Raw genomic sequence first — 25,162 nt, forward strand, 5'->3', positions numbered from 1 at the left:
CACGGCTAGGCCTGAAGGCCGCGCCGATTACTGTTTTCAACCGATTGGGGAACTTAACGAGTTTTTCACTATAGGTTCACAAGCTGACTACAGTGTCAGCGCGAAGATCGCGCCCATCGAAAATAAGGAACGTTGACATGGGTTTTCCAAAAACGGCGCCAATGCGCTATTTGCTGTTGGTGACCGGTGCCTGGCTGGTGGTTTTTCTACTGACCCGCAGCGTGCTGCTGGTAACCCATCTGGATGAGGTGAGCGGCAACCTGCTGCCGGTATTCGGCGTAGGGCTGCTGTATGACCTCGGCTTCCTCGCCTATGCCGCCCTGCCCCTGGGCCTGTATTTGCTGCTGTGCCCACCGGGGTTGTGGCGCCTTCGTGGCCATCGCTGGTTCCTGCAGGCGGTACTCACCGTCAGCCTGTTCGCCATGCTTTTCACCAGCGTGGCCGAATGGTTGTTCTGGGACGAGTTCGGCGTGCGCTTCAACTTTATTGCCGTGGACTATCTGGTGTACTCCAAAGAGGTGTTGAACAACCTGCTGGAGTCGTATCCGATCGGCAAGCTGCTGAGCCTGCTGGCCGTGATGGCGATTGTCTTGAGCCTGGCCTTGCGTAAACCGTTCAACGCGGCGATGAACTCGCCGTTGCCTGCGATGCGCAAACGCCTGCTCAACGCCCTTGGTTTGTTGGTGGTGGCCGGCCTGAGCCTGCAACTGATCAACCAGGACAGCCCGCGCAGCCAGGGCGGTAACGCCTACAACAACGAATTGGCCAGCAACGGCCCCTATCAGTTCTTCGCCGCTTTCCGTAACAACGAACTGGACTACACCCAGTTCTACAAGAGCCTGCCGGCAGATGTAGTCGCCAAGCAGTTGCGCGCCGAACTCAGCGAGCCCAACGCACGGTTTATCGGCACGGATCCGCTGGATATCCGTCGCGCCATTACCAACCCCGGCACGCTGCGCAAACCCAACATCGTGCTGGTAACCATCGAAAGCTTCAGTGCCAAGTACATGGGCAGCAACGGCGACCCGAATAACCTCACGCCCAACCTCGATGCGCTGCGCAAACAGAGCCTGTACTTCAATAACTTCTACGCCACCGGCACCCGCACCGACCGCGGCCTGGAAGCTATCACCCTGGCCATCCCGCCAACGCCCGGGCGCTCCATCGTCAAGCGTATCGGCCGGGAAAGCGGTTTCGGCAGCCTGGGCCAGCAGCTCAACGCCATCGGCTACGACAGCGTGTTTGTCTACGGCGGCCGAGGCTACTTCGACAACATGAACGCGTTTTTCAGCGGCAACGGTTACCGCGTGGTCGACCAGAGCAGCGTGCCGGAATCCGAAATCAGCTTTAAAAACGCCTGGGGCATGGCCGACGAAGACCTCTATAAACAGACGCTGAAACTGGCGGACGCCGACTACGCCAAGCAGCAACCATTCCTGCTGCAACTGATGACCACCTCTAACCACCGTCCGTATACCTATCCGGCTGGCCGCATTGATATCAAATCCGGTGACGGTCGCGACGGCGCGGTGAAGTACACCGACCATGCCATCGGCCAGTTCCTGGAGGCGGCGCGCCAGAAACCCTGGTTCGACAACACGATCTTTATTTTCGTCGCCGACCACACGGCGGGCAGCGCCGGCAAGGAAGACCTGCCGATGGTCAATTACCAGATCCCGCTCTTCATCTACGCCCCCAAACTGGTAGACGCCGGCGAGAACGCGAAGCTGGCCAGCCAGATCGACCTCGCCCCGACCCTGCTGGGCTTGCTGAACCTGAGCTACGAGTCGACGTTCTTTGGCCGCAACCTGCTGCAGGACAACCCGCTGCCGCCACGGGTAGTGGTCGGCAATTACCAGTACCTGGGGTTGTTCGACGGCAAGGACTTGGCGATTCTCAGCCCGCGCCAAGGCTTGCGTCGGCATGACCAGGCCCTGGGCGACAGCCACGAAATCCGCGTTGGCAGCGATGACCCGTTGATCCAACGGGCCATCACCTACTACCAGGGCGCCAGTTATGACTACAAGCAACAGTTGCTGAGCTGGAGGGTGCCCAAGGACGAGGCTTCCCAAGTGAGTACACGCTAACCAGAATGCCCCGGCCAGGTCTGACCGGGGCTTTTTTTAGAGTCTGAGTTCGCCATGCACGCAATCGCTGTTCGTCCGTTATCCCAACCCCTCAACGTCTGGCTGTGCCTCGGTGTGCCTGCCGTTCTGGCGGTGGCCATGTTGCTGCTGGAGCTGACGTCGCTGGACATGGACATCGCCAGGCTGTTTTACGACGCGTCCGAAGGCGGCTTCGTGGGCCGGCACAGTTTTTTTCTGGAGGACATTCTTCACGATCGCGCCAAGCAGATGGTGATCGTGTTTTCGGTGCTGGCAATCGCCGGGTTTGCCGGGGCCTTTGTCTTTGAGCGGCTCAAACCCTATCGCCGGGAACTGGGCTGCCTGGTGCTGTCGCTGGCACTGGCCACCTCGTTCGTTTCACCGTTGAAGACGGTGACCGGGGTGCAATGCCCGTGGAGCGTCAAGGAGTTTGGCGGCCAGGAGACGTACAGCGAGCTGCTGAGCCCCAGGCCGCCGACCGACAAGCCTGGCCGTTGCTGGCCGGGCGGGCATGCGGCGACCGGGTTTGCGCTGTTTGCGTTGTTTTTTGCCCTGAGGGATCGCCGACCGCGGATAGCGCGCTCGGCGTTCATGTTTGCGCTGGGCCTGGGCACGGTGCTTTCGGTGAGCCGCACGATGCAAGGGGCGCACTTTCTTTCCCACAACGTGTGGACGGCAATTTTCAGCTGGCTGATTTGTTTGGGCGCCTATTACTTCCTGCTGTACCGGCCGGTGAAAACACCGCAGCCCGCCTTCCGCAAGCAGCCCGTGACGCCGTGATGAACAGCCCTTGCCTAGCCGGGGGCAAGGGCGCAACACTCTGCGCACTTTTTGGCAACGATCCTGCTGAGCCATGTCCGATACCCTGTTGCTGATCGAAGACGACCTGCCCCTGGCGGCACTGACGGCCGAGTTCCTGCGCGCCGAAGGCTTTACCGTCGCAGTGGAACACCGTGGCGACCACGCCGCCCAGCGTATCCAGGATGAACAACCGGCACTGTTGATCCTCGATGTGATGCTGCCGGGCATCGACGGTTTTACCCTGTGCCGACAGATTCGCGACCACTACCCTGGGCTGATCCTGATGATGACGGCACTGGACGAGAACGCCGAACAATTGGTGGGGTTTGCCGCCGGGGCCGACGACTACGTGGTCAAGCCAATCGACCCGCAACTGTTGCTGGCAAGGATCCGCTCGCTGCTGCGCCGCCATCCCCAGGCCCCCCGCAGTTACTACCAGTGGGGCGCTTTTCGGCTGGACCTGAACAACCACTTCGCCTGGCTTGGCGAGGCGCCCTTGCAGTTTTCGGTGGCCGAATTCGAGTTGCTCGCCATCTTTGCCCGCCATTGCGGCGTATTGCTGACCCGGGAAAAACTGCTCCAGCGCCTGCGCGGCCTGGAGTACGACGGGCTGAACCGATCGATTGATATGCGGGTGTCGCGCTTGCGCAAAAAGCTGATGAGCCTTGAGTGCCCCGTGACCATCCAGACCATCACGGCGCAGGGATACCTGTTCGTCGAAATCCCGACGGGGAGCCAGCATGCTGTCTAAAGTCCGCCCGTGGATGGCCATCGCGGCCGGCACCAGTTGGGCCGCCCTCACTTTTTACCTGTTGTGGTTGTGCTCGAACGCCTCGGTGTTTATCGGGGACTACAGTTTTCTGCGGCTGATGGCCGGGCCGGGTTATCTGGTTGCCGAGCAACTCAAGGCCTTGCCCGCCGAACAACGGGAGGCGCGCATCGAGTCACTGCAAGCACGCTTTCAGTACCCGGTGAGCCTGGTGAAAAAGGATGATATCGAGCTGCCGCCTGAAGCTATTGTGATGCTCGACCACCATCAGCCGGCGCAGAACAGTGATGAGGACGTCACCTACTTCCCGCTGGACGATGACACGGTGATTCAATTCGGCCCCTTGTGGGGAACCGCCGAAGTGAAGGACTTGCTGCAATATCCGGTGTACTGGGTGACCGCCTGTGTCGCCGGCCTGCCGGTACTGCTGTTTCTCTGGATTGCCCTGCGTGCCCGGCGCAAATACACCCATGACCTCGATGCCCTCAATGCCTGCATTGCTACCCTCGCCCGCTCGCCCAACACGCTGCTGCCCGCGATGAGCCAGGAGTGGGCGCCGCTGCTGCTGACCTTGCAACGGCACGCGCTGGATATCAGCTCGATGGGCGAACGCCACCGGGAGGTTTCCCAGGCGGTGTCCCACGAACTGCGCACCCCCCTGGCGCGGATGCGTTTTGCCCTGGCACTGCTGAGTAAAAGCGCCGACCTCGACACCCGCACCCGCCTGCAAGAGCGCCTGCACACCGATATCGAAGAGCTGGAGTCGCTGGTTCGCGCCAGCCTCGCCTTTGCCCGGCTGGCCGATGCACCCAGCGACCTGCAGCATGAGCCAATCAATCTCCATGCCTGGCTGCAGCAGGAGTTTGCCCTGCTGGACGGGCACCATCGCTTGCTGACCCTGGACACCGACCCGGCCGACCTGGAACTGATCGGCGACCGCGCCTTGCTGCATCTGATCGTGCGCAACCTGTTAAGCAACGCCATTAACTACGCCCGCGAACGGGTGAACGTCAGCGCTGCGTGCCAGGGCCAGCACCTGGTGCTGCATGTGGATGATGACGGCCCGGGCGTACTGCCGGAAAACCGCGAAAAGATCTTCGAACCCTTCGTGCGCCTGGCCATGGGCGGCGACGAGCCCAGCGGATTTGGCCTCGGCCTGGCACTGGCCAAGCGCGCCACCCACTGGCACGGTGGTGAGCTGTCGATCACCCGCAGCCCGTTGGGCGGCGCACGCCTGACCCTGACCCTGGCACTGCGCCCGGCCTAGGCTGTTACAGCCTGTGACAGTGGAACATCCGCGCTGCCGCTAACCTCGCGACCTTGCCCTTTGGATCAGGTTGGAGAGTCAGCTCATGCGTCACCCTAGACGGCATCTGCCCACGCTGCTGTTATCACTGTGCATGGCCGCCGGTTCATGGTCAGGCGGCGTTGCGGCCCAGAATGTCCACGCGCCCTACTACCCCGGCACCATCCTGCCCAATCGCCAGCCCCAGGCGATCATGGATCAACAACTGGTCACGTTCTACAAGGACTGGAAGGCGGTTTACCTGTCGGGGGAATGCGGCAGCGGCCGGTATTTCATCAAGGTCAACGCCGACCACAAACCCGTGGGTGGTGGCGCCGCGCCCAACACCATCACCGTGTCCGAGGCCCATGGCTACGGCATGCTGCTCACTGTGATGATGGCCGACTACGATGACCAGGCCCAACGGACTTTCGACGGCATGGTGCGCTACTTCCAGGATCACCCGGCAGCGTCCGATCCCGGCCTGATGGCCTGGAACCAGACCGAGGGATGCGGTGACTCCACCGACCCTTTCCGTGGCGACGTCAGTGCCACCGATGGCGACCTGGACATCGCCTACGCCCTGTTGCTGGCGGATCAGAAATGGGGCAGCGAGGGCTCCATTGACTATCGCAGCGAGGCCAACACGGTGATGGCGGCGATCATGAAACACGAGGTGCACCCCAGGACTCAGCACCTGATGCTCGGCGACTGGGCCGGTACCGACGGTGACGCAGAGCTTGAGTACACCACCCGCAGCTCGGACTTCATGCAGTCGCACCTCTACAGCTTTTTCACCATGACCGGGGACAAGCGCTGGCAGGCGGTGCGCGACAAGACCTATTCGATCATCAGTGACTTTACCCAACGGTACAGCGCCAACAGCGGGCTGGTGCCGGACTTCATCAGCCACCTGGACACCTCGATCACCCCGGCGCGGCCCGATCTGGTGGAAGGCCCATACGACGGCAGCTATTCGTGGAACGCGGCCCGCTACCCGTGGCGCATCGGCCTGGATTACCTGATGTACGGTGACCCGCGTGCGCTGTACACCTTGACCACCTTCAACCGCTGGGCACGCGCCACCACCCACGATGAGCCGGGCAACTTCAACAGTGGCTACCGAATCGACGGCAGTGCGATCGAGGAAGCGCACAATGAGCCGGCCTTTGTGGCGGCACTCGGGGTCAGCGCAATGATCAACCCCGACAATCAGCTGTGGCTCAATAACCTTTGGGACAACCTGCAACGCCGGTCCATCCGTGACCATGACTATTACGGCAATACCCTCAAACTGCTGGGCATGGTGGTCATGTCCGGCCATTGGGAGCGGCCCCAACCGGCGCCCCTCAAAAAAACCGCACACGTGCCTGTCCATCCGTCATCCGGCTCTGCGGCACCGGGACCCGTGGCATCTTTGCCGCCCGCCTCGCACCTGATGCTGGCTCGCGGCTTCATGTTCAAGAAACTGCTGGGGCGTCGCGGCGTCAGCTGAGGCGTGCGCGTAAAGAGAGACGCGGAGCGTCCCTGGCGGCATTCCCACGCAGAGCGTGGGAACGATCAGCATAAAAAAACCCCGCCTGCATCGCTGCAGGCGGGGTTTTTCAGTATCGGGGTAAGACTGGCTTACATCATGCCGCCCATGCCGCCCATACCGCCCATGTCTGGCATACCGCCGCCAGCTGGAGCATCTTCTTTGATCTCGGCGATCATTGCTTCAGTGGTGATCATCAAGCTGGCAATCGACGAAGCCGCTTGCAGAGCCGAACGAGTCACTTTAGCCGGGTCCAGGATGCCCATTTCGATCATGTCGCCGTATTCGCCGGTAGCAGCGTTGTAACCGAAGTTACCCGAACCCTGCTTGACCTTGTCGACCACTACGCTTGGCTCGTCGCCGGAGTTGGCAACGATCTGGCGCAGAGGTGCTTCAACAGCACGACGCAGCAGAGCGATACCGACGTCTTGGTCAGCGTTGTCGCCTTTCAGCTCGGAGATAGCCTGCAGAGCGCGAACCAGCGCCACGCCACCGCCAGGTACCACGCCTTCTTCAACGGCTGCACGGGTAGCGTGCAGGGCGTCTTCAACGCGGGCTTTCTTCTCTTTCATTTCAACTTCGGAACCCGCGCCAACCTTGATCACTGCAACGCCGCCGGACAGCTTGGCCAGACGCTCTTGCAGTTTTTCACGGTCGTAGTCGGAAGTGGTATCAGCCACTTGAGCGCGGATCTGGGTAACACGTGCCTGGATGTCAGCTTCAACACCAGCACCGTCGATCACGGTGGTGTTTTCCTTGGTCACGGTGACGCGCTTGGCATTACCCAGGTGTTCCAGGGTAGCGCTTTCCAGGCTCAGGCCGATCTCTTCGGAGATAACGGTACCGCCAGTCAAAACAGCGATGTCCTGCAGCATTGCCTTGCGACGATCGCCGAAACCAGGTGCCTTGACAGCAACCACTTTCACGATACCGCGCATGTTGTTCACAACCAGAGTCGCCAGGGCTTCGCCTTCAACGTCTTCGGAAACGATCAGCAGTGGGCGGCCGGCCTTGGCAACAGCTTCCAGAACTGGCAGCAGTTCACGGATGTTCGAGATCTTCTTGTCAACCAGCAGGATCAGCGGGCCGTCGAGCTCGGCGGTCATGGTGTCTGGCTTGTTGACGAAATACGGGGACAGGTAGCCACGGTCGAACTGCATGCCTTCAACAACCGACAGTTCGTTTTCCAGGCCCGAGCCTTCTTCAACGGTGATCACGCCTTCTTTACCGACTTTTTCCATGGCTTCGGCAATGATGTCGCCGATGGAGCTGTCGGAGTTGGCCGAGATGGTGCCGACCTGAGCGATTGCCTTGGTGTCAGCGCATGGCTTGGACAGGGACTTCAGCTCTTTGACAATGGCGATGGTCGCCTTGTCGATGCCGCGTTTCAGGTCCATCGGGTTCATGCCGGCAGCGACGGCTTTCAGGCCTTCGTTGACGATCGACTGAGCCAGGACGGTAGCGGTGGTGGTGCCGTCGCCTGCGTCATCGTTGGCACGGGAGGCAACGTCTTTGACCAGCTGCGCGCCCATGTTTTCGAAGCGATCTTTCAGCTCGATTTCTTTGGCGACGGAAACGCCGTCCTTGGTGATGGTCGGAGCGCCGAAGCTTTTCTCGATGATCACGTTACGGCCTTTAGGGCCCAGGGTCGCTTTTACTGCGTCAGCCAGGACGTTCACACCGGCGAGCATTTTCTTACGGGCGGAATCGCCGAATTTAACTTCTTTAGCAGCCATGATCGATATTCCTTAAATACTTTGTAGTAACGGGAAGATGAGCGGGGAAATCAGCCTTCCAGAACAGCGAGAATCTCGTTCTCAGCCATTACCAGCAGGTCTTCGCCGTCGATTTTCACAGTGTTGCTGCCGGAGTAAGGGCCGAAAACAACCTTGTCACCCACTTTCACAGCCAGCGCACGCACTTCACCGTTTTCCAGGGTCTTGCCTGGGCCAGCAGCGAGAATCACACCGTGGTTGGCTTTCTCAGCAGCCGAACCCGGCAGCACGATACCGCCAGCGGTTTTCTTTTCTTCTTCACTGCGACGGATGACGACGCGGTCATGCAGAGGACGAAGCTTGCTCATTGTCGATCTCTCCTAATTGTGTTTTTCATCGGCCGGTGTCAATTCCGGCTAGTTAAATTCCGGCGGTGCCGGTCGCGGTTCGCGGTGCGAAACGCGGAAGTCTGTCTGGTGTCGCCACCAGAAACCTTGCGGTGACCGTTACATAAGGGCGCATAAGCTTATTACAAGGGTACCGAGATGAAAATTTTTGTGTCGGGGGGCGTCTTCAAAAGCCGCACGGCACCCGCGGGTGCCGTGCCAGTGAGGGGATTACTTGGGGTCGCGGTGTTCGAACTCGCCTTCGATCACGTCACCCTCACGCCCCAGGGGCTGGCGCGGGGCCGGGCCGCCACGGGGTTGCAGGTCGTCGGCAAAGGCGCGCTGGCGAATGGCAGCCTCTTCGGCACGCTGGCGCATCTTGCCCGCCAGCACTTTGCGGGTGAACGGCAGCAACATCACCAGGCCAACCACATCGCTGATAAAGCCCGGCAGGATCAGCAGGCCACCGGCCAATGCCATCATCAGGCCTTCGAGCATGGTCTGGGCTGGCAGCTCGCCGCGATTCAGGCTTTCACGGGCGCGCAGCGCCGTGGCCAGGCCGGCGACGCGCAGCACCAGTACGCCGAGCATCGAGCCGAGAATGATCAGCAGCAGCGCCGGGAAAAACCCGATTGCCCCGCTGACTTGTACGAATACGAACAGCTCAAGCACCGGAAACAACAAAAAAAGCAACAAAAAAGGGCGCATCAAATGGTTCCTCAACGCAAGAATGCCTTGCTACTTCACCTTAGATGACGTCGCCGTTTCGTGAATTCAAGCTTCAGCGGCTGCTTTTTTCGGCCAGACCTCGGCGTGAGCCAGGAAAACCAAGGCTTCGCGTACTTGTGTCGGCGTGTTGCAAGGCTCGGCAAAGGGCAGCCAATAGAGGGCCTGGCCAATGCGCAAGTGCATGCCTTCGCTGTCGATACCGGCCAGTTGCGCAGGCTCGGAGGTCGGCAGGCCGGCCAGTTCGACATAGTGGGCAATCGCTTTGGTGTGGTCGCTGTTCATGTGCTCGACCATGCTCAGTTCGGCCTTGCCGGCAAACGGATTGGCCAGGGTCAGTTGGTCGACCCAGTGGATCGCGCCGAACCCGCCGATATAACGATGGCGCACCGGCTTGAGCACCCAGAAGTCAAAATCATGGGCCCTGTGGTAGTTCGCCGAGTCCGGGAAATAGCGGTAATAACGCTCGGCGGCGGCTTCAATCGCAGCGCCGTCTTCGAGCTTTTCGGCCTCGGCGAGGTAGGTCAGGCGCCCTACCGCTTGCACGTCGTCCGCCTCACGCTCACCGACCAGCAACGAGCACTTGGGGTCTTTCTGCAGGTTATGGGTGTGCTGGGCGATACGGCTGATCAGGATCAGCGGCCGGCCCTCGGCGTCCAGGCAATACGGCACCACCGAGCCAAACGGGAAACCGGGCATGGCCTTGGACAAGGTGGCGAGTGCCCCACGGTATTCCTTGAGCAGTAGTTCTCGGGCATTCTTGGCAACGTGCGCGCTCAACTTATGACTCCTTCGATAAATTTCGTCAAAAAAAAACCTGGATAGCCGCTTAATTCTGCCCACAGGACTTGCGAATGCATCTCAACGACAAAGTAATCATTATCACCGGCGGTTGCCAGGGTTTGGGCCGCTCCATGGCCGAGTATTTTGCCGCCAAAGGCGCCAACCTGGCGCTGGTGGACCTCAATCAGGAAAAACTCGACCAGGCGGTGGCCGCCTGCCAGGCCCATGGGGTGAAGGCACGCGCCTATCTGTGCAACGTGGCGAATGAAGAGCAGGTGACCCACACCGTGGCACAGATCGCCGAAGACTTCGGTGCGATCAACGGCTTGATCAACAACGCCGGGATCTTGCGTGATGGCTTGCTGCTCAAGGTCAAGGACGGCGAGATGACCAAGATGAGCCTGGCCCAGTGGCAGGCGGTGATCGATGTCAACCTCACCGGGGTGTTCCTGTGCACCCGTGAGGTGGCGGCGAAAATGGTGGAGCTGAAGAACCAGGGCACCATTATCAACATCTCGTCGATCTCGCGGGCCGGCAATGTCGGGCAGACCAACTACTCCGCCGCCAAGGCCGGTGTAGCGGCCGCCACTGTGACCTGGGCCAAGGAGCTGGCGCGCTACGGCATCCGCGTGGCGGGCATCGCACCGGGGTTTATCGAGACCGAGATGACCCTGGGCATGAAGCCTGAGGCCTTGGAGAAGATGACCGCCGGCATTCCCCTCAAGCGCATGGGGCGGCCTGAGGAGATTGCCCATTCAGCGGCGTATATCTTCGAGAACGACTACTACACCGGGCGGATTCTGGAAATGGACGGCGGGTTACGCCTTTAATTACCAGGCGGCTCGTTACCAGGCGACGCCGAACCCTGCGGTGTAGCGGGTCTTGCTCAACGCGCTTTCCGAGTCGCCACTAATAATGTCGCGCTCGGCCTTGAGGTTGAGGGAGGCCCACTCGGTAACTTTGTAGCGCAAGCCCATTTCCGCATCCAGGGAGTACTCGGACGGCCCGGCCAGCGGCTTGCCCACTTCGCCATTGGTGAAGAATTCAACGGTCTTGCCCACCAGGTAGCGGTTGTAGTTCCACTTCATGGCCAGCGAATAGAAGTTGTCCTTGCCGCCGTCCTGGTATTCATAGTCAGTGCGGTTGACCAGCGAACCGAGGGAGAACGCGCCCAGTTCGTCATCCCAGAATTGGTAGCCCGGGCCGGTACCCACGGTGCGCTGGCGGGACAGGTCCTCGACCTTGTCGCGCTTGTAGGTCAAGCGGCCCTGCCAGAACCAGTGTTCGGTAATAAACCGGTCCAGGTCGTACTCCAGCGCCCAGTTGTCGGTGGTGGTCACGTCGTCCTGGAATTCGCGGTTGTATTCGCCCTCGGCGGTATGGCGCCACTGGCCATGGCGGGCAGTGGTCTTGAAGTCGATGTCGTAGTCGTTGGTGTCGTTTTCCGCGCGCTTGTAGTCCAGCGCCATATCGACATTGCCCTTCCACACCAGGTCCTCGATCACCGGCTTGGGCTTGATGATCTGCTGGATGCTCGCCAGGTCGACAGTCTTGGGCGCCTCGCCGTTGGCCAGGATGACCTTGCCATCGTCGGCCGGCTGCAGGGACTTGGCCTTCTCACCGCTGTAGGCATCCTGCTTGACCAGCAATTCCTGATCGCTCTCCAGGGTCTTGACCTGCTTCCAGTCCACCGGTATCGCGCCGGCATAGTCGGTCTGGATCAGCAGCTTGCCGCCGTCGAAAACCTTGATCTTGCCGGTCAGGCGGTCACCGTTCTTCAACCAGACGGTGTCGGCGAGCAACGGGGTGGAGGCGCTGAAGACAGCGAGGCACAGCAGGGTTCTGGACAACATAAGCGGATATGGGGCTCGAGTTTGACGAAAAAACGGGCATTATCGGGGTGGATAACTTCTTAGCAAGGACTGACTCGGGTATTCGTATCGAGTTCCGCTCTCAGCCCCCATTTTGCAGAAATTTCTTACAAATAGACGGATATTTTCATCGGATATGCCACCGTGAACGAACTGACCGACGCTCCGCAAAGCCCCGCTGAAATGCGCCGCACCGTGCTGTACCTGACCCTCGCCCAAGTGCCCGAAGGCTGCGTGATCAGCTACGGGGAGCTGGCACACCTCGCCGGTTTGGGTCGCGCCGCACGTTGGGTGGGTCGCACCCTGAGCCAACTGCCCGAGGACACCAAACTGCCCTGGCATCGCGTGCTGGGTGCCGGTGGTCGGATAAGTCTGCCGGTGGGCAGTGCCTCGGGTGACGAGCAACGTGCGCGTTTGCGCGGCGAAGGCGTCAGCATCCTGAACAATCGTGTTGATATTCAGCGTCATGGCTGGCGCCCGGTAGAGCACAGCGGTTAGAGTGCGCGCTTTATTTGCGTAATTCTGAGGCAGACTCCAGCCCATGCCCCGTAAAACCTGGCGCGCCGCGCTCGCCGCCTATGCCAGCCCCTCGACGTTAGTGCTGTTGCTGCTCGGCTTTGCTGCCGGCTTGCCTTACATGTTGGTGTTCTCGACGCTCTCGGTATGGTTGCGCGAGGCCGGCGTGGCCCGCGAAACCATCGGTTATGCGAGCCTGATCGGCCTGGCCTATGCCTTCAAGTGGGTCTGGTCGCCCCTGCTCGACCAATGGCGCCTGCCACTGCTCGGCAAGCTCGGACGTCGTCGCTCCTGGCTGGTACTGTCCCAGACGCTGGTGATCCTCGGATTGATCGGCATGGGTTTCTGTGATCCGCAAAAGCATCTGTCCTGGCTGATCGCCATCGCCGTGATCGTGGCCTTCGCTTCCGCCACGCAAGACATCGCCGTAGACGCCTACCGCCTGGAAATCGCCAGCGACAGCCAGCAGGCCGCGCTTGCCGCCAGCTATATGTCCGGTTATCGCGTGGCCGCGCTGCTTGCCACCGCAGGTGCGCTGTTTTTTGCCGAAGGCTTCGGTTCCACCGGGTTCAACTACAAGCACTCGGCATGGGCCGGTACGTACGTGCTGTTTGGTGCACTGATGGTGCCTGCGCTGCTCACCACGCTGTTCATGCGCGAACCCAATGTGCCGCTGCGTACCCAATTGCAGGCCGGGCGCTACAGCTTTGCTCACCAGCTGGTCTCGGTGTTCGTGTTGATCGTGCTGCTGGTGTCGGTACCGGCGATGTTCACCCAGCTGTACAACACTGACTTCGCCAGCGTGCTGTTCCATGGGGTCAGCCTGCTGGACCTGCTGCTGGAAGATCGCGCGTTCCTGCGGGCCATCCTCTACATCATCCTGACCACGCTGTGCCTGTCGACCATGGGCCGCCGGGGCCTGGCGCCGGTGCTCACGCCGGTCAACGATTTTATCCTGCGCTACCGCTGGCAGGCCTTCCTGCTGTTGGGGCTGATTGCCACCTACCGCATGTCGGACACGGTAATGGGCGTAATGGCCAACGTGTTCTATATCGACCAGGGCTTTACCAAGGACCAGATCGCCGGTGTCAGCAAAGTCTTCGGCCTGATCATGACCCTGCTGGGCGCCGGCATGGGTGGCCTGTTGATCGTGCGCTTCGGGATTCTGCCGATCCTGTTCATTGGCGGCATTGCATCGGCCGGCACCAACCTGCTGTTCGTGATGCTCGCCGACATGGGCCCGGACCTGCAGATGCTGATTTTCACCATTTCCCTGGATAACTTCAGTTCAGGCATGGCGACCTCGGCGTTTGTCGCGTACCTGTCGAGCCTGACCAACCTGAAGTTCTCCGCCACCCAATACGCCCTGCTCAGTTCGATCATGTTGCTGCTGCCGCGCTTGATCGGCGGGTATTCGGGGGTGATGGTCGAGAAGTTCGGTTACCACAACTTCTTCATGATCACCTGCCTGCTGGGTGTGCCGACGCTGGTCCTGATCGCCTTGCACTGGTTTCAGGAAAGCCGGCGGATTCGCTTGAATCCTCCCGAGGAAAACGAATCACTGTAGGAGCTGGCTTGCCTGCGATTGCATCACCGCGGTGTAACTGACACACCGTGTTGCCTGCATCGCAGGCATGCCAGCTCCCACAGAAGCCCTGCTCCAGCAACCAGATGCCTGTACGTCGGCAGCAAGCGCCCGTACAATCCCAAGTCATTTCAAGTCCAAGCAACCGACAACGGCCTACCATGCGCACCAGTCAATATTTGCTCGCCACACAGAAAGAAACGCCTTCCGACGCGGTCGTGATCAGCCATCAGCTGATGCTGCGCGCCGGCATGATCCGCAAACTGGCCTCGGGCCTGTACACCTGGCTGCCCATGGGCTTGAAGGTGATGCGCAAGGTCGAAGCCATCGTTCGTGAAGAAATGAACGCTGCCGGCTCTCTGGAAGTGTTGATGCCGAGCACCCAACCGGCTGAGCTGTGGCAGGAATCCGGGCGCTGGGAAGAGTACGGCCCTGAATTGCTGCGCTTCAAGGATCGTCATGGCCGGGACTTCTGCGCCGGCCCGACCCACGAAGAAGTGATCACCGACCTGATGCGCAACGAGTTGAGCAGCTACAAGCAGCTGCCCCTCAACCTGTATCAGATCCAGACCAAGTTCCGTGACGAAATCCGCCCACGCTTCGGTTTGATGCGCGGCCGCGAATTCATCATGAAGGACGCCTATTCGTTCCACGCTGACCAGGCGTCCCTGCAGGTCACCTACGACCGCATGCACACCGCCTACTGCAATGTGTTCACGCGCCTGGGCCTGAAATTCCGCCCGGTTGAAGCGGACAACGGCTCCATCGGCGGTGCCGGCTCCCACGAGTTCCACGTGCTGGCCGAGTCCGGTGAAGACGACATCGTGTTCAGCAACGGTTCCGACTACGCGGCAAACATCGAGAAAGCCGAAGCCGTGCCACGGGAAACTTCCCGCCCTGCGCCAAGCGAAGAGCTGCGCCTGGTGGACACGCCCGAGACCAAGACCATCGCGGCCCTGGTGGAAAAATTCAATCTGCCGATTGAAAAGACCATCAAGACCCTGATCGTGCGCGCCGAGGAAGAAGGCAAGCTGATCGCCCTGGTAATCCGTGGCGACCACGAGCTCAACGAAATCAAGGCCGCCCAGCAGCCAGGCGTTGCCAGCCCGCTGGTCATGGCCACCGACGCCGAACTGCGTGACGCCATTGGCGCCGGTGCCGGTTCCCTCGGCCCGCTGAACCTGCCACTGCCGATCATCATCGACCGTTCGGTTGAGCTGATGAGCGACTTCGGCATCGGTGCCAACATCGATGACAAGCACTACTTTGGCGTGAACTGGGAACGTGACCTGCCGGTTCCGACCGTGGCCGACCTGCGCAACGTGGTGGCCGGCGACCCAAGCCCGGACGGCAAGGGCACCCTGGAAATCAAGCGCGGCATCGAAGTCGGGCACATCTTCCAGCTGGGCAACAAGTACAGCAAGGCGATGAAGTGCGAAGTGCTGGGCGAGAACGGCAAGCCGATCACCCTGGAAATGGGCTGCTACGGCATTGGCGTATCCCGCGTGGTTGCGGCTGCCATCGAGCAGAACAACGACGAGAAAGGCATCATCTGGAGCGACGCCCTGGCGCCATTCCAGATTGCCCTGGTACCGCTGCGCTACGAAACCGAGCAAGTACGCGAAGCCACCGACAAACTGTATGCCGAACTCACGGCTGCCGGTTTTGAAGTGCTGCTGGATGATCGGGACAAGAAAACCAGCCCGGGCATCAAGTTCGCCGACATGGAACTGATTGGCATCCCGCACCGGATCGTGGTCAGTGACCGCGGCCTGGCCGATGGCAATCTGGAATACAAGAGCCGGACCGAAGCCGAGGCCCAACCGTTGCCGGTGGCTGACGTGCTGTCTTTCCTTCAGGCGCGTATTCGTCGCTGAAAACCAGATCAAGAGTCGTCATGTTCAAGCGAAACACCATAGCCCTGGGGGGCGCCACGTTATGTGGCGCCCTGCTGGTCAGCGGCTGCGCCAACCAAATGTCGCAACGCAGCGAGCACGAGGAACGCATCGAGCGCAAATTGCTCGATCACAGCCTGCAGATCGACGTGGGCGAGCCGAAGGTGCTGGAGCTGCCGCAACGCCGGGTGCGCATTCACGAGCAAAAGACCTTTGAGGTCACCGAGTTCGAAGTTACCCGTCGCTACGACCGCTACACGCCCTACCAGCCCTGGCGCAAACTCTATGAGATGCCCCTGGGCGCGGTCGCGCTCGTGGCGGGCGTCGGCGCCAACGTGGCGAATGTGTTTGCCCTGGGCAACCTGCCTGCCAGCATGACCCGGGATTGGCTCAGCTATGGCGTGGACGGGCTCAACCCGTTCATGAACGTGCAATCCAACGGCCGTGCGCAACAGAACCTGGCGGGTATCGATGAAGTCCAGCGCGACAAGCGCGTGGAGTATTCGAGCCTGCCCTGGAGCGAGCGCCCGGTACAGGTGACTGCCGGCAAGCAAACCCATGAGCTGACCACCGACCGCGATGGCGTGCTGCGCCTGAACCTGTTGGACAGCCCGTTTGCCGAGCAGGACCTGAACCGCATCAGCACCCTGAAGATCAGTGTTGAAGATGCCCAGGATGACGTGCACTCGGACTCATCCCTGGCCATCAGCGGCACCCTGCGGGGCAAATTGCTCGAAGCTCACGGTTTGATCTATGACGACCTGGAAGACGACGAGGTCAACGAGTGGGTGCACCGGGTCAAGCGCCTGTCGGAGCTGGGCCTGGAAGAAGAAGCCAGCGAGCTGGAACAGAGCCTGATCGAACTGACCCGCAATGATCCGGAGTTGCAGCAGGAATTCCTGCAGGCCTTGACCAAGGATGCCGGACGCCTGGTGGCGGACCCCGGGGCACGCTGAAGCCTTTAAATGTGGGAGCGGGCTTGCTCGCGAATGCGGCGTGTCAGCCAGCACATGCGTCAACTGACACACCGCATTCGCGAGCAAGCCCGCTCCCACATTTGGTTTTCGGTTCCTACCAGGGGAATTGGAGCTGCTCGTTGCCGTTGCTCAAATCCAGCAAACGCACCCCTATTCCCAGCAATCGCACCGGCTTGTCGCCGCGATTGAACGCCTGGGTCAGCAACTGCCGGTAACTCTCCAGGTCCCGCCCTGCCCCCGCCTGCTCCAGGGTCGTCTGGGTAAAGTCGTGAAACTTCACTTTGACGAACGGCTTGCCCGCCCGATAACTGCTGTCGATGCGCGCCATGCGCCCGGCCAGGGTGTCCATCAGCTCCGGCAGTTTTTCCAGGCAACTGGGCAAGTCCGGCAGGTCGACATCGTAGGTATTTTCCACGCTGATGGATTGCCGGCGGCTGTCGTTCTGCACCACACGGTCATCAATCCCACGCGCCAGGCTCCAAAGCCGCTCGCCAAAACTGCCGAACTCTCGCACCAGCGCCAACTTGTTCCACTCCCGCAGTTGCAGGCAGTCCTCGATCCCCAGCCGCGCCAGCTTGTCGGCCGTCACCTTGCCCACGCCGTGGAGCTTTTTCACCGGCAGCGCCGAGACAAAGTCTTCCACCTGGTCGGGGGTGATCACAAACAGTCCGTTGGGCTTTTTCCAGTCGCTGGCGATCTTGGCGAGAAACTTGTTCGGCGCCACGCCCGCGGAAACGGTGATGTGCAACTGGTTGGAGACCCGCCGGCGAATGTCCTGGGCAATGCGCGTGGCACTGCCGCCGAAATGCGGGCTGTCGGAGACGTCCAGGTAGGCTTCGTCCAGGGACAACGGTTCGATCAGGTCGGTGTAGTCGCGAAAGATCGTCTGGATTTCCTTTGATGCTTCTTTATAAGCATCCATGCGCGGCTTGACGATGGTCAGGTCCGGGCACAGCTTCAGGGCATGGCGGGACGACATGGCCGAACGCACACCATAAGCCCGTGCTTCATAGTTGCAGGTGGCGATCACCCCGCGACGGTCTGCCGAACCGCCGACCGCCAGGGGCTTTTGCGCCAGGGTCGGGTCGTCGCGCATCTCGATGGCGGCGTAGAAGCAATCACAGTCGACGTGGATGATTTTGCGCTGCGTCATATATAAGGCAGTGGTTCTGGGCAGAAAACGGACAGGCCGGCAGTATCTCACTCACACCTGTATATAGCACCAGTAGTTTGAATCTTCCGCTTAAGCGGTAGGAAAATTCGCAGGTGAATTCATTTTCTCAATCGAAACACACCCCCCAATAGAGCTGAAAGCCTCGGCCAGACTGGCCCCGCGGCCTATCAAGGGGCCACCTTGGAGAGCTAACCGATTGAACCACAAGCGCTTTTCTTTGAATCAGCGGTTGACACACTCGCGTTCCTCTGTAGAATGCCGACACACAGACGCGGGATGGAGCAGTCTGGTAGCTCGTCGGGCTCATAACCCGAAGGTCGTCGGTTCAAATCCGGCTCCCGCAACCAAACATCAAAAAAGGCTACTCGAAAGAGTGGCCTTTTTTGTGCCTGTCTGTTTTAGCCCTCGTTTCGATTGTCTGACAAAAAACCTTTCCCAATCGCGCACTTACCGCACCCGCGTGACAATCCGACGCTAAATTGCACTTATTTGACCCATCGTTCGATTAACGGTTGACACCCCGCCGTTGCTCTGTAGAATGCCGCCACACAGACGCGGGATGGAGCAGTCTGGTAGCTCGTCGGGCTCATAACCCGAAGGTCGTCGGTTCAAATCCGGCTCCCGCAACCAAACATCAAAAAAGGCTGCTCGAAAGAGTGGCCTTTTTTGTATCTGACGAAAAAGTCCTTTTGAAACAATGGCATGGCATCTTTCATGAAACCGTACACGGTTTGTAGAGTCCATCTCATTGCAAGCTATGCTAAGTCTTCAAGCACTGTCCTTCTACGACCAATGGGCGCTGTCGCCGCACTTCGCGATACGCGTTAATATTTGTAATTATTTTGTCCATAGGGATTGGTAACTTGGCTGGATACCTCCATCCTGTCGCGCACAATCCACGAGGTGATTGATGCGCGCCAACTCGTCTGAACCACAAGACTCTGTCACAGCGACACAACCGATCACTCCCACCCGTTTGCGCTGGCTGGATCTGTTGAGCAAATACCGCCAACCCATCGGGCTGGCCGTCACCTTGTTGCTGTTCGCAATCGCCCTTATTGCCTGTCGCCACCTGTTGCTTGAACTGGATCTGTACGCGCTCCACGATTCAATCCTTGAAGTACCCAAGCCTGCACTGCTGGGTGCGTTCGGTGCTGCTGTCGCCGGCTTTATCATTTTGTTGGGCTATGAATTTTCCGGTGCCCGTTATGCCGGCGTGAAGCTGCCTGCCAAGACTCTGGCCTACGGCGGCTTTACCGCATTCGCCATCGGTAACGCGATTGGTCTGTCGATGCTCTCGGGCGGCTCGGTACGCTACCGTTTATATGCACGGTATGGCATCGGCGCTTCGGAAGTGGCGCGCATGACCGTGTTTGCCAGCCTGGCCCTGGGTTGCGCCCTGCCGCCGCTCGCTGCGCTGGCCACCCTGAGCAACCTGCCTGCCGCGTCCAATGCCCTGCATCTACCTGCCAGCCTGCTCGGCGGCATCGCCGGTGCTGTGTTGCTGTTAACAGCCGCACTGTGCATCGGCATCTACCGCCGCCGCCTGCCGGAACAACCGTATCCGGACAACCTGCTGGTCAGGGCCGGGCGTCGCACCTTGCGCCTGCCGGGCCGTCGCCTGACCTTCCTGCAACTGATCATCACTGCCCTCGACGTGGCTGCGGCCGCTACCGTGCTGTATATGCTGCTGCCGGAAGCGCCGCCCTTTGGCCCGTTCCTGCTGGTGTACCTGCTGGCCCTGGCCGCCGGTGTGCTCAGCCATGTACCCGGTGGCGTCGGGGTGTTCGAAGCAATCCTGCTGGCTGCCTTCGCCGACAAGCTCGGTGCCGCGCCACTGGCGGCCGCACTGCTGCTGTACCGGATGATCTATGTGGTGCTGCCGCTGTTGATCGCTTGTGTGTTCCTGCTGGTCAATGAAGCCCAGCGCCTGTTCCATACGCAACAAAGCCTGCGCGCGGCCTCGGGCCTCGCTGCGCCGATCCTGGCCGTACTGGTTTTTTTGTCAGGCGTGGTCCTGCTGTTTTCCGGCGCAACCCCGGAAATCGACTCACGCCTGGAAAACATCGGCTTCCTGATTCCTCATCGCCTGATTGACGCGTCGCACTTTGGTGCCAGCCTGATCGGCGTGCTCTGCCTTCTGTTGGCCCAGGGCCTGCGTCGACGGTTGTCCGCGGCGTGGATGCTGACCATGGTGCTGCTGCTGACCGGCGCCCTGCTCTCCCTGCTCAAGGGTTTCGACTGGGAAGAAGCCAGCCTGATGACCATGACGGCGGTGCTGCTGGCGATCTTCCGGCGCTCGTTCTATCGCGCCAGCCGCCTGACCGAACTGCCGTTCTCGCCGCTGTACCTGGTGGCCAGCGTGTGCGTACTCGGTGCGTCGATCTGGCTGCTGTTGTTCGCCTACCAGGACGTGCCCTACAGCCATCAGTTGTGGTGGCAGTTCACCCTCGACGCCAACGCCCCGCGTGGCCTGCGCTCGCTGCTGGGCGCGGCCGTGGTGCTGGTGGTGGTGTCGCTGACCTGGCTGCTGCGTACCGCGCGCCCGATCATCCACTTGCCGACACCGGATGAGCTGGAGCGCGCCACCAAGATCCTGATGAACTCTGCACAACCCGACGGCGGCCTGGCGCTGACCGGCGACAAGGCCCTGCTGTTTCATCCCAACGACGAAGCGTTCCTGATGTACGCTCGTCGCGGTCGCAGCCTGGTGGCCTTGTACGATCCGATTGGCCCGACCCTGCAACGGGCCGAGATGATCTGGCAGTTCCGCGACCTGTGCGACATTCACCACGCCCGCCCGGTGTTCTACCAGGTGCGCGCGGAGAACCTGCCGTACTACATGGACATCGGCCTCACCGCGATCAAACTGGGTGAAGAAGCCCGGGTCGACCTCAAACGCTTTGACCTGGAAGCCAAGGGCAAAGAGATGAAGGACCTGCGTTACACCTGGAACCGCGGGACCCGTGATGGCTTGTCCCTGGAGATCCACGAACCCGGCCAGGCCCCGATGGAGGAGTTGAAAGTCATCTCCGACGCATGGCTAACCGGCAAGAACGTGCGGGAAAAAGGCTTTTCCCTTGGACGATTCAGCGACGACTACCTCAAGCACTTTCGTATTGCGATCATTCGCTTCGAAGGGCGCCCGGTAGCGTTTGCGAACCTGCTTGAGACCTACAGCCATGACCTGGCCAGTCTCGACCTGATGCGTGCGCACCCGGACGCGCCGAAACTGACCATGGAATTCATGATGGTCGGCCTGATTCAACATTATAAGAACCATGGCTACGCCCGCTTCAGCCTCGGCATGGTGCCGTTGTCGGGCCTGCAACCACGACGTGGCGCCCCGCTGACCCAACGCCTGGGCTCGATGGTGTTCCGCCGTGGCGAGCAACTGTATAACTTCCAAGGCTTGCGCCGCTTCAAAGACAAGTTCCAGCCTGACTGGGAACCCCGTTATATGGCCGTGCCCGCAGGACTTGATCCGCTGGTGGCACTGGCCGACACCGCCGCCCTGATTGCGGGCGGCTTGACTGGATTGGTGAAACGCTGATGATTCGACGCTCCTGGCGGTATGTATTGGCATTCTTGGTGGTACTGGCACTGATCCTCGGTGGCGGCTACTGGTACTGGAACCGCCCTGCACCGCAACCGACTCTGGAACAACTGCCACAGGCTGACGGCACGGTCCTGACCCGCGTTACCCCGGGTACCGCGCCCAAGGCCCGCGTGGCCGTGGCCGTGCTGGCCGACGAAACCCTGACCGACAGCCAACTGATCGCCCTGAGCCAGGGCGGCGCAGCGCAGATCGTCCAGGTAATCCTGCCCAAGGATGACTGCAAGCTGCAGGAACAAGCCCTGCAAACCGCCCTCGGCCAGCTCGCCGGCCCGGCGACCCTGGTCAGCGGCATCGGCCCTGGCGCATCCCTCGCCTGGCGCTGGCTGGCCGCACAGAACGACGACAAGGCCAATGCCATCTCCGTCGGCTTCGCGCTGGCGCAGCCAGGCTGCAACGACCCGTTGCCGAAGACTTCGGCCCACGGTAGCTGGCTGGTGGCCTGGAACGATAACCCTGACGATGATGCTGCCAGTTTCGTACGCGACACGCCGCGTGCTACCACCAGCATCAGCGACTACGACGTTCACTACCCGCAAGTGCTGAACAACGAGCTGCGCAAGCAACTGGTGGGCTCGGACAACGGCGGCCTGGCAATTCCGGTGGTCGAAGTGCCGGCTGGCCAGGCCAAGGACACCGTCACCCTGTTTCTCTCCGGTGACGGCGGCTGGCGTGACCTGGACCGCGACGTGGCCGGTGAAATGGCCAAGATCGGCTACCCGGTGGTGGGCATCGACACCCTGCGCTACTACTGGCAGCACAAGACCCCGGAACAAAGCGCCAAGGACCTCGCCGAGCTGATGCAGCACTACCGGCAGAAATGGGGCACCAAGCGCTTCGTGCTGACCGGCTACTCGTTCGGCGCCGACGTGCTGCCGGCCATCTACAACCGCCTGCCGGAAAACGAGCAGCAGCGTGTAGACGCGATCATCCTGCTGGCCTTCGCCCGCACCGGCAGCTTCGAGATCGAAGTGGAAGGCTGGCTGGGCAACGCCGGCAAGGAAGCTGCGACCGGCCCGGAAATGGCCAAGCTGCCGGCCGACAAGGTGGTGTGCATCTACGGTGCCGAAGAAGTCGACGAGAGTGGCTGCACCGACAAGACCGCTGTCGGCGAAGCCGTGAAGCTGCCTGGCGGCCATCACTTCGACGAGAACTACCCGGCGCTGGCCAAGCGTCTGGTAGACATCATCGAGAAGCGCCAGGGCAAGACCCCGGCCGAATAAGCGCCCACAAAAAAGCCCCCGCTGCCGCAAGGCACCGGGGGCTTTTTGTTGGGCTTACATTTCTACTTGAGTGCCGAGCTCGATCACCCGGTTAACCGGCAACTTGAAGAAGCGCAGGTTGCCGTTGGCGTTCTTCAGCATGAACGCGAACAGCCCTTCGCGCCAACGCGCCATGCCTTTGATGCGGGACGCGATCACGGTTTCGCGGCTGAGGAAGTAGGTGGTGCGCATCGGGCTGAAGTCCAGGTCATCCAGATGGCATAGCTTCAGCGCTTCGGGCACGTCCGGTTCATCGACGAAACCAAAGTGCAGGATCACCCGGAAGAAGCCCTCGCCATAGGAATCGACCTCGAAACGACGCTGGGCCGGTACACGCGGGATGTCTTCGTAGACTACCGTCAACAGCACCACCTGCTCATGCAGCACCTGGTTATGCAGCAAGTTATGCAGCAAGGCATGGGGCACGGCATCCGGGCGTGCGGTCAGGAACACCGCCGTGCCTTGCACGCGATGCGGCGGCTGCACACGGATACTGCTGATAAAGATCGGCAGCGGCAGCCCACCTTCGTCCAGCCGGTCCACCAGCAGCTCCTTGCCGCGCTTCCAGGTGGTCATGAGGATAAACAACACAATCCCCGCCAATACCGGAAACGCACCACCCTGCACGATCTTCGGCACGTTGGCGGCAAAGAACAGCCCATCCACCAATAGGAAACCGATCAACACCGGGATAGCCAGTACCGGCGGCCATTTCCACAGCAACAGCATCACCGCCGACACCAGAATGCTGGTGATCAACATGGTGCCCGTCACCGCCACACCGTAGGCCGAAGCCAGGGCGTTGGAGGACTCGAAGCCCAGCACCAGCAGGATCACGCCCACCATCAGTGACCAGTTCACCGCGCCGATGTAGATCTGGCCTTGCTCGGCGCTGGAAGTGTGCTGGATATGCATGCGCGGGATGTAACCGAGCTGGATCGCCTGACGGGTCAGGGAGAACGCCCCGGAGATCACCGCCTGGGAAGCAATCACGGTGGCCAAAGTGGACAACGCCACCAGCGGGACCAGAGCCCACTCCGGTGCCAGCAGGTAGAACGGGTTGCGGGCTGCCTCTGGATTTTCCAGCAGCAGCGCGCCCTGGCCAAAGTAGTTAAGCACCAACGCCGGCAGCACCAGGGCGAACCAGGCACGGGCAATCGGCTTGCGTCCGAAGTGGCCCATGTCGGCATACAGCGCCTCGGCGCCGGTCAATGCCAGTACCACCGCACCGAGAATCGCCACGCCCATGCCAGGGTGAACGATGAAGAAGCGCACGCCCCACACAGGGTTGAGGGCGTTGAGCACCTCAGGGTGCTGGATGATTCCATGGATGCCCAGGCCGGCCAACACCAGGAACCACAGCACCATCACCGGGCCGAACAGCTTGCCGATGCGGTCAGTGCCATGTTTCTGGATCAGGAACAGCCCCACCAGCACCACCAGCGAAAGCGGCACCACCCAGCGCTCAAGGCCATCAAACGCCAGTTCCAGGCCTTCGACCGCCGACAATACCGAGATCGCCGGGGTGATCATGCTGTCGCCGTAAAACAGCGCCGCACCGATCAGGCCGAGAATCACCAGCACCGAACGCAACTTGGGGTAAGGTGCCGCCGCCCGCCGGGCCAAAGCCGTCAGGGCCATGATGCCGCCCTCGCCCTGGTTATCCGCGCGCAGGATAAACAGCACGTACTTGATCGAAACGACCCAGACCAGCGACCAGAAAATCAGCGCCAGGATCCCGAAGACCCCGTCGTGATTGACCTGAACCCCATAACCGCCAGCAAACACCTCTTTAAGGGTGTAGAGCGGGCTGGTGCCGATATCGCCGTAAACCACCCCCACTGCCGCCACCAGCATGCCGATCGGCTTTGCGTTGGACTGCTCGGCACCTGCTGCCTGACTACTTGCCTGACCCATCAACCACTCCTGCCCTTTATAAACAGCGCGCCTGCTGCGGGCGCCTATGCTGTCCACAGCATGCGCTGTTTTACTTCTCGTTACAGACGATTTATTGACCGAGGAAATTCACTCAGGTGCAACGGCGCGAAGCATAGCGCAGCACTCGTCGTATTTCCCTGCATAAAGCTGGTCAAGAGCGATTCCCGTCGCTAGAATTGCGCACTTTTTGATCAGAGGCACACCAAGTGCCCATCCGCCACCTT

General features: G+C 60.7%; 19 protein-coding genes and 2 tRNA genes. 14 read left to right on the forward strand and 7 right to left on the reverse strand.

What is annotated here, in order from left to right:
- Positions 1 to 137: 137 nt before the first annotated feature.
- From QF039_RS22175 to QF039_RS22195, 5 genes are all read left to right on the forward strand, one after another.
- Entirely contained in the window at positions 138 to 2,087 is a 1,950-nt protein-coding gene (locus QF039_RS22175) for an LTA synthase family protein (RefSeq protein ID WP_307520713.1), read from the forward strand.
- Between the two features lie 54 nt (positions 2,088 to 2,141).
- Positions 2,142 to 2,885, forward strand: a complete 744-nt coding sequence (locus QF039_RS22180; RefSeq protein WP_307520715.1) for a phosphatase PAP2 family protein — start codon at positions 2,142 to 2,144, stop codon at positions 2,883 to 2,885.
- A 73-nt stretch (positions 2,886 to 2,958) separates the two neighbouring features.
- The gene (locus QF039_RS22185; protein WP_102369812.1) at positions 2,959 to 3,657 is read left to right on the forward strand and encodes a response regulator transcription factor; all 699 of its coding nucleotides are present in this window, start codon (positions 2,959 to 2,961) and stop codon (positions 3,655 to 3,657) included.
- Positions 3,647 to 4,942, forward strand: coding sequence for a sensor histidine kinase KdpD (locus tag QF039_RS22190; protein WP_102369813.1), 1,296 nt, complete (start codon positions 3,647 to 3,649; stop codon positions 4,940 to 4,942). Before QF039_RS22185 ends, QF039_RS22190 begins: the two co-directional genes overlap by 11 nt.
- Positions 4,943 to 5,027: 85 nt before the next feature.
- Positions 5,028 to 6,455 (forward strand): glycosyl hydrolase family 8, encoded by a 1,428-nt coding sequence (locus QF039_RS22195; RefSeq protein ID WP_307520719.1) that lies wholly within the window; start codon positions 5,028 to 5,030, stop codon positions 6,453 to 6,455.
- A gap of 131 nt (positions 6,456 to 6,586) precedes the next feature.
- On the opposite strand, the gene groL is transcribed toward QF039_RS22195, so the two are convergent.
- The 4 genes from groL to QF039_RS22215 form a co-directional block, all read right to left on the reverse strand.
- On the reverse strand, positions 6,587 to 8,230 hold the full coding sequence (gene groL, locus QF039_RS22200) for a chaperonin GroEL (protein WP_003208597.1): 1,644 nt from the start codon (positions 8,228 to 8,230) through the stop codon (positions 6,587 to 6,589).
- Between the two features lie 50 nt (positions 8,231 to 8,280).
- Positions 8,281 to 8,577 carry a co-chaperone GroES gene (groES, locus tag QF039_RS22205; protein ID WP_003208599.1) on the reverse strand — a complete coding sequence of 99 codons (297 nt, stop codon included), beginning with the start codon at positions 8,575 to 8,577 and terminating at the stop codon, positions 8,281 to 8,283.
- A gap of 249 nt (positions 8,578 to 8,826) precedes the next feature.
- The gene (locus QF039_RS22210; RefSeq protein ID WP_003208601.1) at positions 8,827 to 9,303 is read right to left on the reverse strand and encodes an FxsA family protein; all 477 of its coding nucleotides are present in this window, start codon (positions 9,301 to 9,303) and stop codon (positions 8,827 to 8,829) included.
- A 66-nt stretch (positions 9,304 to 9,369) separates the two neighbouring features.
- A complete protein-coding gene (locus QF039_RS22215) occupies positions 9,370 to 10,101 on the reverse strand; it encodes a HugZ family protein (RefSeq protein ID WP_102606187.1) in 732 nt (243 codons plus the stop codon).
- 74 nt (positions 10,102 to 10,175) lie between these two features.
- Here QF039_RS22215 and QF039_RS22220 point away from each other — a divergent pair, with 74 nt between their 5' ends.
- Positions 10,176 to 10,934, forward strand: a complete 759-nt coding sequence (locus QF039_RS22220) for an SDR family oxidoreductase (protein ID WP_003208604.1) — start codon at positions 10,176 to 10,178, stop codon at positions 10,932 to 10,934.
- 15 nt (positions 10,935 to 10,949) lie between these two features.
- Here QF039_RS22220 and QF039_RS22225 read toward each other — a convergent pair whose 3' ends face one another.
- Positions 10,950 to 11,957 carry a DUF481 domain-containing protein gene (locus tag QF039_RS22225; RefSeq protein ID WP_177009843.1) on the reverse strand — a complete coding sequence of 336 codons (1,008 nt, stop codon included), beginning with the start codon at positions 11,955 to 11,957 and terminating at the stop codon, positions 10,950 to 10,952.
- Positions 11,958 to 12,158: 201 nt separating this feature from the next.
- Here QF039_RS22225 and QF039_RS22230 point away from each other — a divergent pair, with 201 nt between their 5' ends.
- From QF039_RS22230 to QF039_RS22245, 4 genes are all read left to right on the forward strand, one after another.
- Complete coding sequence (locus QF039_RS22230) at positions 12,159 to 12,473, forward strand: MGMT family protein (protein WP_218166212.1); 315 nt, start codon at positions 12,159 to 12,161, stop codon at positions 12,471 to 12,473.
- A gap of 43 nt (positions 12,474 to 12,516) precedes the next feature.
- Positions 12,517 to 14,058 carry an AmpG family muropeptide MFS transporter gene (locus tag QF039_RS22235; protein ID WP_008433581.1) on the forward strand — a complete coding sequence of 514 codons (1,542 nt, stop codon included), beginning with the start codon at positions 12,517 to 12,519 and terminating at the stop codon, positions 14,056 to 14,058.
- Between the two features lie 179 nt (positions 14,059 to 14,237).
- Positions 14,238 to 15,953: a proline--tRNA ligase gene (locus tag QF039_RS22240; RefSeq protein WP_307520726.1), complete on the forward strand. Its 1,716-nt coding sequence runs from the start codon at positions 14,238 to 14,240 to the stop codon at positions 15,951 to 15,953.
- Positions 15,954 to 15,973: 20 nt separating this feature from the next.
- Positions 15,974 to 16,927: a hypothetical protein gene (locus tag QF039_RS22245; protein WP_003208616.1), complete on the forward strand. Its 954-nt coding sequence runs from the start codon at positions 15,974 to 15,976 to the stop codon at positions 16,925 to 16,927.
- A gap of 115 nt (positions 16,928 to 17,042) precedes the next feature.
- Here the strand turns inward: QF039_RS22245 and dinB are convergent, their stop codons facing one another.
- Positions 17,043 to 18,101 carry a DNA polymerase IV gene (dinB, locus tag QF039_RS22250; RefSeq protein ID WP_003208617.1) on the reverse strand — a complete coding sequence of 353 codons (1,059 nt, stop codon included), beginning with the start codon at positions 18,099 to 18,101 and terminating at the stop codon, positions 17,043 to 17,045.
- 291 nt (positions 18,102 to 18,392) lie between these two features.
- Here dinB and QF039_RS22255 point away from each other — a divergent pair.
- From QF039_RS22255 to QF039_RS22270, 4 genes are all read left to right on the forward strand, one after another.
- Positions 18,393 to 18,469 (forward strand) — tRNA-Met (locus QF039_RS22255).
- Positions 18,470 to 18,675: 206 nt separating this feature from the next.
- Positions 18,676 to 18,752, forward strand: a tRNA-Met gene (locus QF039_RS22260).
- A gap of 280 nt (positions 18,753 to 19,032) precedes the next feature.
- Complete coding sequence (mprF, locus tag QF039_RS22265) at positions 19,033 to 21,675, forward strand: bifunctional lysylphosphatidylglycerol flippase/synthetase MprF (protein ID WP_008433574.1); 2,643 nt, start codon at positions 19,033 to 19,035, stop codon at positions 21,673 to 21,675.
- Entirely contained in the window at positions 21,675 to 22,961 is a 1,287-nt protein-coding gene (locus QF039_RS22270; RefSeq protein WP_177019279.1) for a virulence factor family protein, read from the forward strand. The genes mprF and QF039_RS22270 overlap by 1 nt, the downstream gene beginning before the upstream one ends.
- Positions 22,962 to 23,015: 54 nt before the next feature.
- Here the strand turns inward: QF039_RS22270 and QF039_RS22275 are convergent, their stop codons facing one another.
- Positions 23,016 to 24,917 carry a potassium transporter Kup gene (locus QF039_RS22275; protein WP_003208622.1) on the reverse strand — a complete coding sequence of 634 codons (1,902 nt, stop codon included), beginning with the start codon at positions 24,915 to 24,917 and terminating at the stop codon, positions 23,016 to 23,018.
- Positions 24,918 to 25,162 lie beyond the last annotated feature (245 nt).

This window comes from Pseudomonas sp. W2I6 (assembly GCF_030815935.1).
Taxonomy (GTDB): Bacteria; Pseudomonadota; Gammaproteobacteria; order Pseudomonadales; family Pseudomonadaceae; genus Aquipseudomonas.

Excerpts from the sequence above, each read along its gene's own strand:
- QF039_RS22195 (WP_307520719.1), top strand. The coding sequence starts at position 5,028 with ATGCGTCACCCTAGACGGCATCTGCCCACGCTGCTGTTATCACTGTGC.
- QF039_RS22220 (WP_003208604.1), top strand. The coding sequence starts at position 10,176 with ATGCATCTCAACGACAAAGTAATCATTATCACCGGCGGTTGCCAGGGT.
- QF039_RS22270 (WP_177019279.1), top strand. The coding sequence starts at position 21,675 with ATGATTCGACGCTCCTGGCGGTATGTATTGGCATTCTTGGTGGTACTG.
- QF039_RS22180 (WP_307520715.1), top strand. The coding sequence starts at position 2,142 with ATGCACGCAATCGCTGTTCGTCCGTTATCCCAACCCCTCAACGTCTGG.
- groL (WP_003208597.1), bottom strand. The coding sequence starts at position 8,230 with ATGGCTGCTAAAGAAGTTAAATTCGGCGATTCCGCCCGTAAGAAAATG.
- QF039_RS22275 (WP_003208622.1), bottom strand. The coding sequence starts at position 24,917 with ATGGGTCAGGCAAGTAGTCAGGCAGCAGGTGCCGAGCAGTCCAACGCA.
- QF039_RS22245 (WP_003208616.1), top strand. The coding sequence starts at position 15,974 with ATGTTCAAGCGAAACACCATAGCCCTGGGGGGCGCCACGTTATGTGGC.
- QF039_RS22230 (WP_218166212.1), top strand. The coding sequence starts at position 12,159 with ATGCGCCGCACCGTGCTGTACCTGACCCTCGCCCAAGTGCCCGAAGGC.
- QF039_RS22210 (WP_003208601.1), bottom strand. The coding sequence starts at position 9,303 with ATGCGCCCTTTTTTGTTGCTTTTTTTGTTGTTTCCGGTGCTTGAGCTG.
- QF039_RS22235 (WP_008433581.1), top strand. The coding sequence starts at position 12,517 with ATGCCCCGTAAAACCTGGCGCGCCGCGCTCGCCGCCTATGCCAGCCCC.
- QF039_RS22185 (WP_102369812.1), top strand. The coding sequence starts at position 2,959 with ATGTCCGATACCCTGTTGCTGATCGAAGACGACCTGCCCCTGGCGGCA.
- dinB (WP_003208617.1), bottom strand. The coding sequence starts at position 18,101 with ATGACGCAGCGCAAAATCATCCACGTCGACTGTGATTGCTTCTACGCC.
- QF039_RS22240 (WP_307520726.1), top strand. The coding sequence starts at position 14,238 with ATGCGCACCAGTCAATATTTGCTCGCCACACAGAAAGAAACGCCTTCC.
- groES (WP_003208599.1), bottom strand. The coding sequence starts at position 8,577 with ATGAGCAAGCTTCGTCCTCTGCATGACCGCGTCGTCATCCGTCGCAGT.
- QF039_RS22175 (WP_307520713.1), top strand. The coding sequence starts at position 138 with ATGGGTTTTCCAAAAACGGCGCCAATGCGCTATTTGCTGTTGGTGACC.
- mprF (WP_008433574.1), top strand. The coding sequence starts at position 19,033 with ATGCGCGCCAACTCGTCTGAACCACAAGACTCTGTCACAGCGACACAA.
- QF039_RS22225 (WP_177009843.1), bottom strand. The coding sequence starts at position 11,957 with ATGTTGTCCAGAACCCTGCTGTGCCTCGCTGTCTTCAGCGCCTCCACC.
- QF039_RS22190 (WP_102369813.1), top strand. The coding sequence starts at position 3,647 with ATGCTGTCTAAAGTCCGCCCGTGGATGGCCATCGCGGCCGGCACCAGT.